The sequence below is a fragment of the Pseudomonas sp. ML2-2023-3 genome (assembly GCF_037055275.1).
Lineage (GTDB): Bacteria > Pseudomonadota > Gammaproteobacteria > Pseudomonadales > Pseudomonadaceae > Aquipseudomonas.
This window is the reverse complement of record NZ_CP146343.1, coordinates 3,379,728-3,393,377: the sequence shown is the minus strand read 5'-3', so window position 1 is coordinate 3,393,377 and position 13,650 is coordinate 3,379,728. Positions and strand designations below refer to the sequence as shown.

The 13,650-nt window shown below is 56.8% G+C and carries 14 protein-coding genes; 5 read left to right on the top strand and 9 right to left on the bottom strand.

The window, feature by feature from the left end; genetic code table 11:
• Window positions 1–124: 124 nt before the first annotated feature.
• Entirely contained in the window at window positions 125–1,171 is a 1,047-nt protein-coding gene (locus tag V6P94_RS15525; RefSeq protein WP_338647544.1) for a DUF4062 domain-containing protein, read from the bottom strand.
• 137 nt (window positions 1,172–1,308) lie between these two features.
• Window positions 1,309–1,500: an MbcA/ParS/Xre antitoxin family protein gene (locus tag V6P94_RS15520; protein ID WP_044287115.1), complete on the bottom strand. Its 192-nt coding sequence runs from the start codon at window positions 1,498–1,500 to the stop codon at window positions 1,309–1,311.
• Between the two features lie 355 nt (window positions 1,501–1,855).
• Here V6P94_RS15520 and V6P94_RS15515 point away from each other — a divergent pair, with 355 nt between their 5' ends.
• The 3 genes from V6P94_RS15515 to V6P94_RS15505 all read left to right on the top strand — a co-directional run bounded on the left by V6P94_RS15515 (window position 1,856) and on the right by V6P94_RS15505 (window position 3,594).
• Window positions 1,856–2,404, top strand: coding sequence for a hypothetical protein (locus tag V6P94_RS15515; protein WP_338647538.1), 549 nt, complete (start codon window positions 1,856–1,858; stop codon window positions 2,402–2,404).
• 606 nt (window positions 2,405–3,010) lie between these two features.
• A complete protein-coding gene (locus V6P94_RS15510) occupies window positions 3,011–3,328 on the top strand; it encodes a hypothetical protein (RefSeq protein WP_338647537.1) in 318 nt (105 codons plus the stop codon).
• Window positions 3,329–3,375: 47 nt separating this feature from the next.
• Window positions 3,376–3,594, top strand: coding sequence for an SIR2 family protein (locus V6P94_RS15505; protein WP_338649450.1), 219 nt, complete (start codon window positions 3,376–3,378; stop codon window positions 3,592–3,594).
• A gap of 366 nt (window positions 3,595–3,960) precedes the next feature.
• On the opposite strand, the gene V6P94_RS15500 is transcribed toward V6P94_RS15505, so the two are convergent.
• From V6P94_RS15500 to V6P94_RS15480, 5 genes are read right to left on the bottom strand one after another with little or no spacing between them, the layout of a single operon-like run.
• Window positions 3,961–4,872 carry an SMP-30/gluconolactonase/LRE family protein gene (locus tag V6P94_RS15500; RefSeq protein ID WP_133079489.1) on the bottom strand — a complete coding sequence of 304 codons (912 nt, stop codon included), beginning with the start codon at window positions 4,870–4,872 and terminating at the stop codon, window positions 3,961–3,963.
• 15 nt (window positions 4,873–4,887) lie between these two features.
• On the bottom strand, window positions 4,888–5,850 hold the full coding sequence (locus V6P94_RS15495; RefSeq protein WP_338647535.1) for an ABC transporter permease: 963 nt from the start codon (window positions 5,848–5,850) through the stop codon (window positions 4,888–4,890).
• Window positions 5,847–6,833: an ABC transporter permease gene (locus V6P94_RS15490; protein WP_338647533.1), complete on the bottom strand. Its 987-nt coding sequence runs from the start codon at window positions 6,831–6,833 to the stop codon at window positions 5,847–5,849. Before V6P94_RS15490 ends, V6P94_RS15495 begins: the two co-directional genes overlap by 4 nt.
• Window positions 6,830–8,284, bottom strand: coding sequence for a sugar ABC transporter ATP-binding protein (locus V6P94_RS15485; RefSeq protein ID WP_338647531.1), 1,455 nt, complete (start codon window positions 8,282–8,284; stop codon window positions 6,830–6,832). The genes V6P94_RS15490 and V6P94_RS15485 overlap by 4 nt, the downstream gene beginning before the upstream one ends.
• A gap of 47 nt (window positions 8,285–8,331) precedes the next feature.
• The gene (locus V6P94_RS15480; RefSeq protein WP_338647529.1) at window positions 8,332–9,354 is read right to left on the bottom strand and encodes an ABC transporter substrate-binding protein; all 1,023 of its coding nucleotides are present in this window, start codon (window positions 9,352–9,354) and stop codon (window positions 8,332–8,334) included.
• A 276-nt stretch (window positions 9,355–9,630) separates the two neighbouring features.
• Here V6P94_RS15480 and V6P94_RS15475 point away from each other — a divergent pair, with 276 nt between their 5' ends.
• Both V6P94_RS15475 and V6P94_RS15470 read left to right on the top strand, forming a co-directional pair.
• Window positions 9,631–10,893 (top strand): GAF domain-containing sensor histidine kinase, encoded by a 1,263-nt coding sequence (locus V6P94_RS15475; RefSeq protein ID WP_338647527.1) that lies wholly within the window; start codon window positions 9,631–9,633, stop codon window positions 10,891–10,893.
• On the top strand, window positions 10,893–11,639 hold the full coding sequence (locus V6P94_RS15470; RefSeq protein ID WP_338647525.1) for a response regulator transcription factor: 747 nt from the start codon (window positions 10,893–10,895) through the stop codon (window positions 11,637–11,639). The genes V6P94_RS15475 and V6P94_RS15470 overlap by 1 nt, the downstream gene beginning before the upstream one ends.
• A 77-nt stretch (window positions 11,640–11,716) precedes the next feature.
• On the opposite strand, the gene sfnG is transcribed toward V6P94_RS15470, so the two are convergent.
• Entirely contained in the window at window positions 11,717–12,829 is a 1,113-nt protein-coding gene (gene sfnG / locus V6P94_RS15465; RefSeq protein WP_338647523.1) for a dimethylsulfone monooxygenase SfnG, read from the bottom strand.
• 45 nt (window positions 12,830–12,874) lie between these two features.
• Window positions 12,875–13,438, bottom strand: a complete 564-nt coding sequence (gene msuE / locus V6P94_RS15460) for an FMN reductase (RefSeq protein ID WP_338647521.1) — start codon at window positions 13,436–13,438, stop codon at window positions 12,875–12,877.
• Window positions 13,439–13,650 lie beyond the last annotated feature (212 nt).

Below are 13,650 nucleotides of genomic sequence, written 5' to 3'. Positions count from 1 at the left end.
ACAGTCTCGGAATGCTAATTTACAATCCGTAAACTCCGCTTTCTCGACTGTTTTCGCCTTGCCTGACCTTCTCTAAACACTTTTCACACACTGCATAGCAACGGCCCACCTCCCAAGTAAGCCTTCACATCGACATTCTGCGCTCAAAGCGGAACATCACCTCGTCCAACCAATGGCGGTACGCCCCCGGTGTGGCTGGGATCATCAGATTCCGCTCCTCCAGATTCTGCTGAGAGCGGTGCGGCATCGAAATGCTGTTGGTCGCAGTTGCTGGAGGCTCTGCAAAGAGCTTGTGATCAACGCCATACAGGCCAATTTGAAACCACCCCCCCTTCCCTTCGCTCAGCAAGCTGAACGCAGCCTCGGCCCCTTTTCTGACCAAGGAGGGCGACAGGTAGAAGGAGTCCATGACGTTTCGCGAGGTCGACGCATTGGCCAGGGAAATAGAGACCGAGCAGAGCCCGCTTTCATGATGCCGCCACTTAACCTCAGGGGTATCGATCCCCGTCTGCTCGGCAGTGTCGAAGTCTTTGTAGCCGCCTTTGAGCGAACCCAGGCCGGCCTGGCAGACCTTCAAGAAGAACGCCTCGTGCTGGGCATGGGCGGAGCGCAACGTGCCAGCAATTTCGGGCTGCGGGAGGAAGGCTACCTCCAGACGGGCCTCGTGATCATAACCACCCCACCGACCATTGCCATTTCTCTGCTGTAAGCGCTGCATGAACTCTTGCTCAGAGATGGCCTTACGGTTCAAGGTCATCTGATTCAAGCCCTGAACAATGGCGTCCGAGAGCTGGTACTGATCGGTGAAGGTCACCCGGAACAGGCCATCAAGGTAGTCCGATACTTCCCAGGAGAATGCCTTCTGACGCTCTTCCATCTCCACGGTTTCGAGGAAAGCCAGGATCGGTTTGCCTGCAGCCTTTGCACGCCGAAACTCCTGCTGGGTCACAGACTCCCCTGTTTTCGTCTGATAGCCAAAATTCGCGCCCAGGATCAGCACGACGACATCAGCCTGGTCGACCTCGGTCATGCACGCATGCTGTGAGGAGCACGGGCGCGCTCCGAAGTCTTCGCACATGACCGGCGTGTGCCCCAGTAAGGTGATGGCTTTCCTAGCTGCTGCTCGGTACTGCTCGAACCCACTGACGACGGAGCTAACAAACACCTTCATTGTGATCCCTCAGAGCTGACGACTTTGGCGGAACTACTGTATGTTCTCACAGGGGTGAATGCCAAGTACCCGGCCCAGCAAAATGAACGCTCGCTTCGCCTAGTCGGCCTGTTTTTTCCTCACCATTAGCAATGGTTTCAGCAGGCGTGTCCGTGCTCGATCTGGGTCAGCACCTCAATCACGAGCTCTGAGCATCCCTCGTTTTTCACAAAGTCGATTGCTGTCAGCCCCCCAAACATATGCCTGGGTGTTGACAGCCACACCGCCGCTTTGGCTTTGTCACCAAACACCTGCTCGGCCTTCTGCCACACCACGCCTACATCTTGCATTCGCTACCCCGTCCTGGTCATTTCACCCGGCGTATTATTCCGATCGGCCCAGCAATCCGGGCAGGCGCGCTAAAGGCGCATCATCAGCACAGCCCCTAGTATAAGTAAACGTTTACCTTCGCGAGCTAATCTCAAGCACGAAAATCACGGTGTACGATACTGAAGGGTCTGGGACTACCCAGTTCCTTGACAGCTTCGAGTGAGTTGCCGCACCATTTCGGCCACAGGTACGACTACAGGTGCCTGAGCCGCCCGCTGGCCAAGTGAGAACACTGTAAGCAAAAAATCTGACGAGTTCCCAAAAATCTAGGGCCTGAGCGGGCCAGTGCTCCGTATTGGATTTATGGGGATAGTCATGTCTAACTCTCTTGTTTTCACACAGTCTCTCACCCCTGAGCTTCTGCAGAAAATCAAACGCGAAGCCAAGGTTCTAAAGCGTCAAAGCCAAAAAACTCTGCGACATAGAGCATGTCTGGCCATCGTCGCACGACGCTATGGTTTCGAGTCATGGGAGACTTGCCTGGAATCATTCCAGCAAGCATTCAAATCGTGGCGTGACCACGGAAGAGACCTCTGCGCAGCAGCACAGGCTGACGATAGCCGGTCGTACTACTTCGTTCAGTTGCACGATTACTTTGAGCGCAGCTGGTTTAGCCACTGGGTGGGGTGGTCGGACGATGGGTTTGAGCTTCGAGTGCCATCCAAGGTAAAACCCGCTTGGTTTATCCGTGTTTTCAGGGAATGCAGGAAGGAAACCCTTTACGTGATCGAGACAGAGGAAGACTACAACCGCTGGACGCTTTTCTGGCATGGGCCAGCATTGGTTGAATGCGACCTCATGCTTTCAGAGGTGCCGCACTTCTTGAGTCCTGAGCCATCGTATAACCGCCCCCGTTTGACATAAGTCTCCACGTGATAGAAAGACCTGGACTCTGGATCCGGGTCTTTTTTACTCGCCAAGCTGACCTTAGCAAATGCGCTAGCAGGAGCTTTCACCTACAATTCTTCGACATGCCCCAGTCCCAATTCTAGCTTCTCCTTTGATGCGTTCAAAACCTGCCCTGGGTTCATGACGCTCACCTTGCGTATGACGATAGCAACGGTTGCTTGATGCACCATTCTGCGTCATTACTTGCCCTCCGCGAAATTCAGGGTGCCTTGACCAATTTACGCCCCTCCCTCCCACAACACACTACGCCATTCCTCCAGGACGCCCACACACTCGACTAGCGGCGAGAGAACGTCACCCATGGACATTCGCCCCCGAAGCTGCAACCTAATCTCTGACGGCCAAAATGGCTCATGCTCCTCATCTGATGGCGCATCCATATTTGGGAAACAGCGGCTTCTGAGATGCAGTGAGAGTTGCGCCGAGGATCATGGCGTTGACGTAGAGTTCGGCACAAGCGATCACTGCGTCCGCGATGGCCTTTGGCTAGAATACCTTCACTCATGATAACGCTGGCGCTCCCAAGATTTTGGCCATCGCCCCGAACGCAAGGAAGATCCCATGCCCATCATTGCTAATGACCCCACAACCCAGCTTGCATTCTCGGCATACGAGAACAAAGGAGTGTACGCACTACTTTTGGGGTCAGGAGTGTCACGCTCCGCCGGCATTCCGACCGGCTGGGAGATCACCATGGAACTGGTAAAGCGCGCCGGTATTGCCTCAGGCGTAGGTGAGCAAGAAGACTGGCATGCTTGGTACGTAGGTCAGACAGGAGAGCAGCCAAACTATTCGACGCTGCTTGAGACCTTGGCTGGGACGCAAAGCGAACACAGAGCGATTATTCAAGGCTCCTGGAGCCCACAGCCCAAGAGTTAGAGGATGGGTTGAAGGTTCCCACCCGGGCTCATCGCGCTATTGCAGAAATGGTGCGCGCTGGACACGTACGTGTCATCGTCACGACTAACTTCGACAGGCTGATGGAAAATGCTCTGCGTGATGCCGGCATTGAGCCCACTATCGTGAGCTCAGTCGACACCTTGGCAGGGGCCGAGCCGATCACCCATTCGCAGTGCTTCATCCTCAAAATTCATGGGGACTTACAAGGACGCCAGGATCCTGAATACGGATGTGGAATTGGGTGATTACCCTTCCGTGTTCATAGGTGAAGTATTTGGGTTGGCGGGTGGTAGCTGGATAAAGATAAGGGCTTATGCAGTGGCTGGTGTTGCTATTGCTTTGCTTGTCACTCCCTTATTCGTACAAACCCACTATCACTTGACGCCAGCAATACAGCAATTTAACTGTAGCTACAGCTATTGCAATTTGGCACAACCCGTCATTGATTGGCTTTTCAGATTCGAACTGGGAGTCGTCAAATTAATCTCATACGTCACCTGAGAATCTAGAAACGGTCTCATCAGTTGAATGTCGAAGAAAACCGCCCCCCTCCGGGCGGTTTTTTCATACCGATGCAACTCAGTTTGTGTCGTGTTTGGGAGCGATCACCTTCACGGCATCTGTGCGCCCGCCACCGCCACATGGATCATGTAGAGCGACGTATTGGCGGTGATAAACAAGCGGTTGCGACGTGGACCGCCGAACGTGAGGTTGGCGACTTTCTCCGGCAGCAGGATCTTGCCCAGTAATGTGCCGTCAGGAGCAAAGCATTGAATCCCGTCACCCGCGCTCGTCCACACGTTTCCTTGTACATCGACGCGCAAGCCGTCGGGGATCCCGGGTTCGATCTCGGCGAACACCCGCGAACGACCCAAGCGACAGTGGTCTATCACCTCCAGCGCTCGAATGTGATGTGGGGCTGCGAGGTCATGTGTGCGCGCCGAGTCGGCAATGTACAGAGTCTTGCCATCGGCCGAAAACGCCAGGCCATTGGGCTGAACGAAATCATCCGCCACGCATTGGACTTCACCCGTCACCGGATCGACCCGATAGACATTCTGGCCCTGCTGTTCCTGCTCAGCCTTGAAGCCTTCGTAATCAGTGAGGATTCCGTAGGTCGGGTCAGTAAACCAGATGGCGCCGTCACGGTGAACCACCACGTCGTTCGGTGAGTTCAGGCGTTTGCCCTGGTAACGATCCGCGATCACCGTGATCGACCCGTCCGGCTCAGTGCGGGTCACGCGGCGTGGGCCGTGTTCACAGGTGACCAGTCGGCCCTGAAGATCTCGGGTATTGCCGTTGGCGAAGTTGGAGTCTTGACGAAACACCGACACGCCCTGCTCTGGCGTCCAGCGCAAAATACGCTGGTTGGGAATGTCACTCCACAAGAGGTAACCACCGTCGTTAAACCAGACCGGCCCCTCGGCCCAGCGGCATTGGTTGTAGAGCTGCTCGAGTTGAGTGTTGGGCAGTGTCAATGCGCGGAAGCGTTCATCGATGTATTCATAGTGAGGTTCAAACATGGAAATACCCTCTATTCAGGCAGTGCGTGCCGACTTGCGGCCACTGACGGCGGTGATGACCGCAATGATGATCAGGCCGGTAAGGATCAAGCGCACCCCGGCGCTGGCGCCAAAGGTGTTGAGCATGCTTACCAGCAGATAAAGAAACAGCGCCGCTCCCCAGATGCCGGGCACGTTGGAAAATCCACCCGCCACTGAGGTCCCGCCGATCACCACGACTGCAATCGAGGCCAGCAGGTACTCCTCGCCCATGCTCAACGAAGCCCCGCCGGAAAAACCGGCCAGCAGAAGGCCGCAGAGGCTGGCAAAGACCGCACTGAGTACGTAGGTCGCGAAGCGGATCAGGTTGACATGGCCACCGGCAAGCTCCGCAGCACGGGCGTTCTGGCCAATGGCGATCGTCCAGCGGCCGTAGATGCTGCGTGTCAGCACGTAGCCCATGACGACTGCCAGCAGCACGACGCTGATCGTCAGGTACGGCACGCCCAAGATGTTGCCGGTGCAGAACTGGTAGAACATTTCCGGTGGCTGGATCCGAATGCTTCGACCGTAGGCAATCGCCATTGACTGCAACAGGAAACTGGCTGACAGCGTGGCAATGATCGGCGGTATGCGAAGCACCCGGATCAAGGCGTAGTTGGCACAACCGATCAACATACCGGCCCCCAGTACACCTAGAACGCCCAACCAGATCAGACCTGGCTGGCCGTCCATCAACTTCATGCCAATGGCCCCGCTGAGTGCGATATTGGCCGGAATCGACAAATCTATGTTGCCCGGGCCCGTGGTAATCACAAACATCTGGCCGATGCCGACTATCACGAAGAACGCCGAGAAGCTCAATGAACCTGACAACAGCGAACCTGCACCCTGGCCCCCGGTGAACGCAATGGTCGCGATCCAAATCAGCAAGGCGGCGAGGAACGACCATACCCAGGGCTTGCCCATGACCGTGGTGAGTAACGGAACACGCTTCATAGTGGGCGAGCCTCAAGACGGTTGACGGACGTACGCAAGGCGAGGACGAGAATCAGAATCGCGCCCTGGGCACCCATCTGCCAGTCTGGCGAAATGCGCATAAAGGACAGCAGCGAGCCTGCCAGCACCAGTGTCAGGGCTCCCAGCACTGCGCCGGTGGGCGAGACGCGGCCGCCGACAAACTCACCGCCACCGAGGATCACGCCCGCGATGGACAACAAGGTGTAACGCAGCGCGATGCTTGCGTCTGCAGAGGTGGTCAGGCCGACTAAAAACAGGCCGGCGAAGACCCCGAATGTACCGGCCAGCGCATACATGGTTATCTTGATACGCAGCAGCGACCATCCTGCCTTCGCAATGGCCAGCGGATTTCCCCCCGCCCCCCGCAACACAACACCCAGCGTCGAACGCATCAAAAACACATGTACGGCAATCGCCAGCACCACACAGACAATGATCGCGAAAGGCAGCAAAGGTGTCTTGATACGAACCAGGCTCTGCAGCCATTCAGGCGCACTGCCTCCCGGCGCAGGCAACAACAGCACAGCAGCGCCCATCCACACGAACGACATGCCGAGAGTTACGACGATGGAAGGCAAGTGACGTATATGAATCAGCGCGCCCAGCAACGCGTACACCGCAATGCATCCGAGCAATGCCAGGCAGCCAAGTACGGGGTGCTGGTCCAGCAACGTTGCCGCCACGCAGGCGACGAAGCTGATAAAACTGCCCAGCGACAGGTCAAGATCGTTGACGGTGATGATCAGCATCTGGGCGACGGTCGCCAAGGCGATTGGCACCGCAAGGTTAAGCATCAGGTTCATGCCCATGTAACTCATGGCCCTGGGCTGCATGATGAAAATGGTGATCAGCAGCACCACGAGTGAAACCCCGGGCAACGCACTGCGCAGCAGGCGTGCATAGTTCAATCCGGGCGATTTGACCGCAGCGCCTTTCAGCGGTAGCGAGGTAGATGCATTCATGCCGTTTGCTCCACAAAGGAGCAGCGAAGAATCTGCTCCTCGCTTAGTTGGCTGCGTGGCAGGTCAAGGACTGCCTGGCCATCACGAAACACATAGATGTGGTCACAGTAATCGAGCTCTTCCAGCTCAGTGGTGTACCAGATGAAGGTGCGCCCTTTGGCCGCCTCCTGAGCGATGATCGAGTACACCTCACGCTTGGTGCCGACATCAACGCCACGCATGGGATCATCCATCAGGATCAGATCGCTGCGCGATGCCAATGCGCGGGCGAACAGTGCTTTTTGTTGATTACCGCCCGACAGTGAAAGGATGGGGTTTCCCATATCCGGGGTGCGGATTCCCATGCGTTTTTGCCATTCTTCAGCCATAGCATGCTCTGCGTCCGGATCAATCAGAGCGCCGCGCTTCAGGTGGGCCAACGAACTGATCGTGATGTTCTCGGCGATAGACCACATCGCAAACACACCGTCATTTTGTCGATCCCCGGCCACGAGCGCGGCGCCCTGCCCCCTGGCAATACGGTGACGCAGTATTTGAATGAGTAACTGGCTTTGGCCATGTCCTGCCAACCCGGTGAGACCGACGATTTCGCCAGGATGCGCATTGACTGTCATTGCATTGGCTTGACGGGCCGGACGTTGAGCCACCACGGGAGAACCATGGGCCCGTCGCGAGACAAAAACGTGCTGTTCGCAAGCCGCCTTTGCGGCGCTCCCCATGCACTCCACCAGGGACGCGTGGGTAAAATTCGCCGCGGGGCGAATCTCTACCACTCGCCCGTCACGCATTACGGTAATGCGGTCACAGGTGTCCAGCATCTCCCCAAGAATGTGGCTAATGAGCACGATGCTGCCGCCAGCGCCGACAAACCGCCGGACAAACTGCAGGAGTTGTTCGGCAACCCGCGAATCCAGAGAGGACGTGGGTTCATCGAGGATCACCAAGTCCAGGCGTTCATCGACACGCACGAATGCACGGGCAATTTCGACCATCTGGCGTTTGCCGATCGGCAACTCGGCAACGATGTCGTCGCCACGAATATCATGGCCCGGAAAAATCTGATCAAGACTGGCTTCGATCAGCGCCCTGGCTTTACGTCGCCAGCCCCAGCCACGAATAGCCGGTGACATCAGCCGGGTATTTTCGGCCACGCTGAGGTTTGGGCATAACGACAGTTCCTGAAACACACAGCGGATCCCGTGCTGGCGTGCCACCTGCACGCCATAGCTGGAGCGTACTTCCTGATCGCCGACCAGCAGCGCACCGCAGTCGGCAGGAAGAGTGCCGGCCAAGACCTGCATCAGTGTGGATTTACCCGCGCCGTTATGGCCGATCAACCCCAGGCACTCTCCGGCCTGAACACTCAGGTTGACGTCACACAGGGCACGAACAGCGCCAAACGATTTGCCGATACCTTGGAAGGTTACCAGCGCTCGTTGAAAGTCAGACATGACATTCTCCTCAGCATTGCCGCGCACTCAGGCGCGGCACACGCGGGTCAATGAGCGGATGGGCTTGTCAGCGTGGCGACGTCCTCGACGCTGTAGACCTGACTGACAATCCCGCCCTTCTCAAGGCCCTTGAGTGCAGGCTCCAGTGAGTCCTGAGTCACGCTGACTGCTGGCGACAGCAAGTCATGGGGCATTTTCTTGCCATCCAGCAATTGCTGGGCTACCCAGAACGCCAGGCTGGAGATGCTCGGAGCGCTGGAAATCGAAAAGCTTTGGTAGCCGTTGGCGTCTTTCTGTTTCTTCCACCACGACAGCTCTTCCTCGCGATTACCGAAGATAATCGTCGGCGTCGGCCGTCCAGCGGACATGAACGCCTGGGCCGCGCCGTAACCGTCATCCCCTTGAGTCACCAAGGCATCTATAGGTGGCAGGCTAGGTAAAATGCCCGCCACCGCTTTCTGCGCGGCAGTCTGTGACCAGTTGCCATTGACCGAACCAACGATTTTCAGGTTGGGATACTTTTGCGCGCCCGCAACGATCCCGGAATGGATCTGCTCATCCACCGAGACGCCTGCCAGCCCGCGAATCTCCAGTATGTTTGCGCCATTTGGGAAGCGTTTGGCCAGATAATCCATCTGGTCAAGACCGCTTTTTTTAAAGTCCATGGAGATGCGATAGGCACAGGGTTCGGTGACGATGCCATCGAAGGACACGACGATAATGCCCGCATCGCAGGCCTGCTTGACGGCGCCATTTAGAGCGGTCGGCGACGCTGCGTTGATGACGATGGCGCTGTAACCCTGAAGGATGAGGTTCTGGATTTGTGCCGCTTGCTCGGTGGCCTGATTTTCACCGGTTGTGAAGGCGTCTGCGGAAGCGATAACGCCTTTTTTCACAGCGTCGTCGGTGGTCTGCTTCCAGCTGCCAAGCATATTCTGACGCCAGGAATTACCCGCGTAGTTATTGGACAAGGCGATGGTCTTGTCGGCCGTATCGGCCTGCACTTGCATGAAGGGAGAAAGCAACAGCGCGCTTGATAGAAACAGGCATCGCAACGGACGAATTTTCATGGATTGACCTTTGTTATTATTTTTGGGGTTCGGGCGGTCCAATGGATGGATGCTCACCGTTTTACGCAAGTTCGATTTCAGTCTGCGCCGTCTCACAGCCAGCGTCTGCGCACATCAATGCAGATATGCGGCGCGACACCGCACCAAATATGCGGGATCACGCAATCTGCCTGCGAGCATTCGCAATTTTTCAATCAGGTCACCTGATCGCCCGCGCAGAGGGATGCCCGCGTTCAGTGATAGCGGGTATGGTAGGGCTACAAAAATAAAAGGTGCATGACCGTGAAACGACCCAGCATCCATGCCGAGGATGTCCTCCATCACTTTCTCGGCATCTCCAGGGCCCTCGCGGGTCAGTTGGACTTCCAGTCGATGATCGATGCAATTTCCGAGGAAATTCGCATCATCCTGCCCCATGATCACCTGGACATCAGCTTGCTGTTGCTGGATGGAGAAAACCATCTGCATGCTTATGAAACGGGGTTACACACCGCATGGAGCAACTTTGCCAATCACCCGCTGCCTATCGTGGAAAGTCCGATCCGTGCCCTGCTGTTGGGAGAGGAACCTTACATCCTCAGTCAAGACGCTACGACTGACCCCCGCTATCAGTTTGCCGGCGCGTTCAACACGCCCATTTTCGATGCGGGACTGCGCAGCCGACTTCACGTGCCGTTGCGGGCGCGAGGTGAAATTATCGGTGCATTGAGCTGTTCCAAACATGCAGCCGATTACTACACCCTGGAAGACGTGCACCATACCCAGCATGTCGCCGATCTGCTGGCGTCCTACCTCTACGCACTACGCCAGACCGATCAAGCAAAAAGACTGGCGATCGCCGAAACCCAGATTCGCGCCCGAGAAGAGGGCTTGCGCCTGGGTGCCCTGCGCTTGACCGAGGAGCTGGAAAACGAACGGCAGCGCATTGGCATGGATTTACACGACCAGACGCTGGCCGACATGACGCGCCTGCACCGCCGGATCGCCCGCCTGATGACCGTGGATACGCTGTCGGGGAATGACCTGAAACCCGTCAGTGACGCGTTGCAAGAGAGCATGCAGGAGCTGCGCCTTATCATTGATGCGGTCAAACCCACAGTGCTCCAGCTTTTCGGCCTGGAAGAAGGCGTAGAGGATTTGTTGTTGCGCAGTGTGCGCAACAGTGGCCTGAGCATTGCCACTCGCCTGCGTGACACCACAGGCGGGTTAGCAAACAAGCTTGCAGAGCCGCAGAAAATTGCCCTGTTCCGCATCATCCAGGAAGCGGTTAACAACGCTATCAAACATGCTTATCCGGACTCCATCGACATCAAGATCAGCCGGGCCGCGAACCGCCTGCAGCTTTCCATCGTCGATGATGGCCTCGGACTTGACCGGGATAATCTGCTGAACTGCGGCGGTATACAGAACATGAAAATCCGCGCTCGCTTGCTCGATGCCCAACTGCAGATCGAGACCGGTCCGCAAGGCAAGGGAACACACGTCTGTATAAGTCTGCCCCTGCCCGTCCCTCACATTGAACCGGAGCAAACCGTTTGATGGATGTCTTGTTGATTGAAGATGACCCCGTTCATCGCGCATTTCTCAAGGAAGTTATAGAACTGGCGCTTCCTGAATGCACCCGGTTGCTGGAAGCCGAGGACGGGCTGGCAGGAGAGCGACTGGCCCATGAGTATGGGATCACGGCGGTAGTCATGGATTTGCAGATGCCCAGACGCACCGGGGTGGAGGCTGCCAAGACGATCTGGCGAGACCGGCCCGATACATCGATTCTGTTTTGGTCTAATTATGCTGATGAAGCCTATGTGCGAGGCATCTCGCGAATCGTTCCAGAGGGTGCTGCTTACGGCTATGTGCTCAAGACCGCCTCGGAGGAGCGCTTGCGCCTGGCGCTGCGCAGTCTTTTCATTGAGCAACAATGCGTCATAGATCGTGAGATACGCGGCGTGCAGCAGAAGTCCCAAGACCAGGTGCTTGGCCTGACGGACACCGAGTATGAAGTGCTGCAAGACATCGCACTGGGACTAACAGACCGTGCCATAGCCAGTCGACGCTGCCTTTCATTGCGCAGCGTACAAAATCGATTGCAGCAGTTGTACGAAAAGCTCGGTGTCTATCAGCCAACCGATGGCCATCTGGGTAGCTATACATACAATCTCAGAGCTCGTGCGGTCAGCATCGCATTGATGCGAAAATTGCTTAACCGCAATGCCATGGAGCAAGCCGAAACGGAATTGCAGCAATGGCTTCGCGACCCCCGACACGTCCCCCGCCAATCATCTTGAGGGGTTTTCCAGCTGGGTCCTGAGACCGGATTGCACATCGGATCAGGGACTCAGCCGCGAGACGCCCATCCCGTCTTTTAAGCGAGTGCCGCAGCCTTGGCCGTGACCGCCTCGCGCTCCAGCTCCCGCTCCCGCTCCCGCACCAACGGCAACACCTTTCTGCCGAAGTACTCCACTTCTTCATGAAAGTGCAGGAAGCCACTGAGGATCAGGTCCACGCCCACGGCCTTGAGGGCTACGATGCGTTCAGCAATCTGCTGCGCAGTACCGATCAGGTTGGTCTTGAAGCCGTCGTTGTACTGCACCAGGTCTTCGAAAGTGGACTTGGCCCAGTTCCCTTCTCCTTCAGGACTGGAGGCGCCGGCGTTCTTCACCTCGCTGCCGAAACCGTTGACGGCCTCTGGATCGGCCTTCGCGATGATCTCCTCCAGTACCGCTTGAGCCTCAGCTTCGGTTTCTCTGGCGATGACAAAAGCGTTCACCCCGACTTTCACCGAATGGCCATTGAGCGCAGCCTTGGCCCGAATGTCGTCGATCTGGGCCTTGATGCCTTCGACGCTGTTGCCGTTGGTGAAGTACCAATCGGAAACCCGCGAAGCCATCTCCCGCGCGGCGCGTGAGCTGCCACCCTGGAAGATTTCCGGGTGCGGTTGCTGCAGTGGCTTGGGTTTGAGCGTGAAGTCATGGAAACGGTAGAAGTCGCCATGAAAACTGAAGTTGTCCTGGGTCCAGATGCCCTTGAGCGCCTGGATGAATTCTTCCGAGCGACGATAGCGCTCATCGTGGTCCAGCCACGGCTCGCCAATGGCCCGAAACTCGCCCTTGAACCAGCCCGACACGATATTGACCGCAACCCGACCGTTGGTGAACTGGTCGATGGTGGTCAGCTGTTTGGCAGCCAGTACCGGACTCCAGGGCCCAGGCAGGATGGCAGCGATCACTTTGAGCTTCTCGGTGGCGGCCAACAATGCGTGGCTGATGGTCACCGACTCATGCTGGTTTTCGGCGCCATAACCGGCGGTAAAGCGGATCTGTGACAAGGCGTACTCGAAACCGGCCTTTTCGGCGATTTGCGCCAGCTTGCGGTTGTAATCGATGTCCCAGCTGGTGCGTTGTTCGATCTTGCTGATTACAAGTCCCCCGCTGACGTTGGGAACCCAGTAGGCAAACTTGATGTTGTCCTGGCTCATTGCGTGTACTCCAGTGATACGTTGAAGTGAGGTTTACCGGTAACTTCAGGCCGCGCTGGCGTCCGGTTGCACAGTCGAAGTGAGGTTCCGGACTGCGGACTCGACAGCGCGCTCGATGCGCTCGAGCACCTGCGGGCTGGTGATCTGGTAATCGGTAAAGTCGGCTTCTGTGGCATACACCCCGATGGGCAAACTCAGGGCCTGAAAGAAACCAAACAGCGGGCGCAACTGGTGTTCGATGACCAGAGCGTGGCGGTCCGAGCCACCGGTGGCGGCCAGCAACACCGGCACGTTGTTCAATGCCTGGTGATGGACGAAATCAAACAGGTGCTTGAACAGTCCAGTGTATGAGGCGCGGTACACCGGACTGGCAGCAATCAGCAGGTCGGCCGTTTCAATGGCTTGCAGATGGGCCTCTACTTTTGCGGGCAAGTCTTCGCGGCGCAGCACCCCGGCAAACTGCGGGCCGATCTCGGACAACTCGATCAAGTGCAGCGCGATCGGCAACTGTTGCTCAAGACCGGCGACCAGGGCCTTGAGCAGCACCAGGGTGCGAGTTGGGCGTTGCACGCTCCCGGATACCGCGACCACTTTCAGAGTGTTGTTCATTGCCCGTCCTCGTGATGGCAGAGGCCGCCGCGGCACCTGCACAAGGACTGGAGCAGAAACCGTGCCATTTCAATATCTTTATAAAATCAATGAGTTATGACTTTTCGTGAAGCGCCATAGTGTCGCCTGCCGGACAGATTGTTGATCCACTGTTCCGCCTGCAACAGCTGCCTCTCTGTCCGTTCCTCACGGCGACCCGAGCTGATGTTTCC

Coding starts and splice junctions, on each gene's coding strand:
- V6P94_RS15525 (WP_338647544.1), bottom strand. CDS start 1,171: ATGAAGGTGTTTGTTAGCTCCGTCGTCAGTGGGTTCGAGCAGTACCGA.
- V6P94_RS15520 (WP_044287115.1), bottom strand. CDS start 1,500: ATGCAAGATGTAGGCGTGGTGTGGCAGAAGGCCGAGCAGGTGTTTGGT.
- V6P94_RS15515 (WP_338647538.1), top strand. CDS start 1,856: ATGTCTAACTCTCTTGTTTTCACACAGTCTCTCACCCCTGAGCTTCTG.
- V6P94_RS15510 (WP_338647537.1), top strand. CDS start 3,011: ATGCCCATCATTGCTAATGACCCCACAACCCAGCTTGCATTCTCGGCA.
- V6P94_RS15505 (WP_338649450.1), top strand. CDS start 3,376: ATGGTGCGCGCTGGACACGTACGTGTCATCGTCACGACTAACTTCGAC.
- V6P94_RS15500 (WP_133079489.1), bottom strand. CDS start 4,872: ATGTTTGAACCTCACTATGAATACATCGATGAACGCTTCCGCGCATTG.
- V6P94_RS15495 (WP_338647535.1), bottom strand. CDS start 5,850: ATGAAGCGTGTTCCGTTACTCACCACGGTCATGGGCAAGCCCTGGGTA.
- V6P94_RS15490 (WP_338647533.1), bottom strand. CDS start 6,833: ATGAATGCATCTACCTCGCTACCGCTGAAAGGCGCTGCGGTCAAATCG.
- V6P94_RS15485 (WP_338647531.1), bottom strand. CDS start 8,284: ATGTCTGACTTTCAACGAGCGCTGGTAACCTTCCAAGGTATCGGCAAA.
- V6P94_RS15480 (WP_338647529.1), bottom strand. CDS start 9,354: ATGAAAATTCGTCCGTTGCGATGCCTGTTTCTATCAAGCGCGCTGTTG.
- V6P94_RS15475 (WP_338647527.1), top strand. CDS start 9,631: ATGACCGTGAAACGACCCAGCATCCATGCCGAGGATGTCCTCCATCAC.
- V6P94_RS15470 (WP_338647525.1), top strand. CDS start 10,893: ATGGATGTCTTGTTGATTGAAGATGACCCCGTTCATCGCGCATTTCTC.
- sfnG (WP_338647523.1), bottom strand. CDS start 12,829: ATGAGCCAGGACAACATCAAGTTTGCCTACTGGGTTCCCAACGTCAGC.
- msuE (WP_338647521.1), bottom strand. CDS start 13,438: ATGAACAACACTCTGAAAGTGGTCGCGGTATCCGGGAGCGTGCAACGC.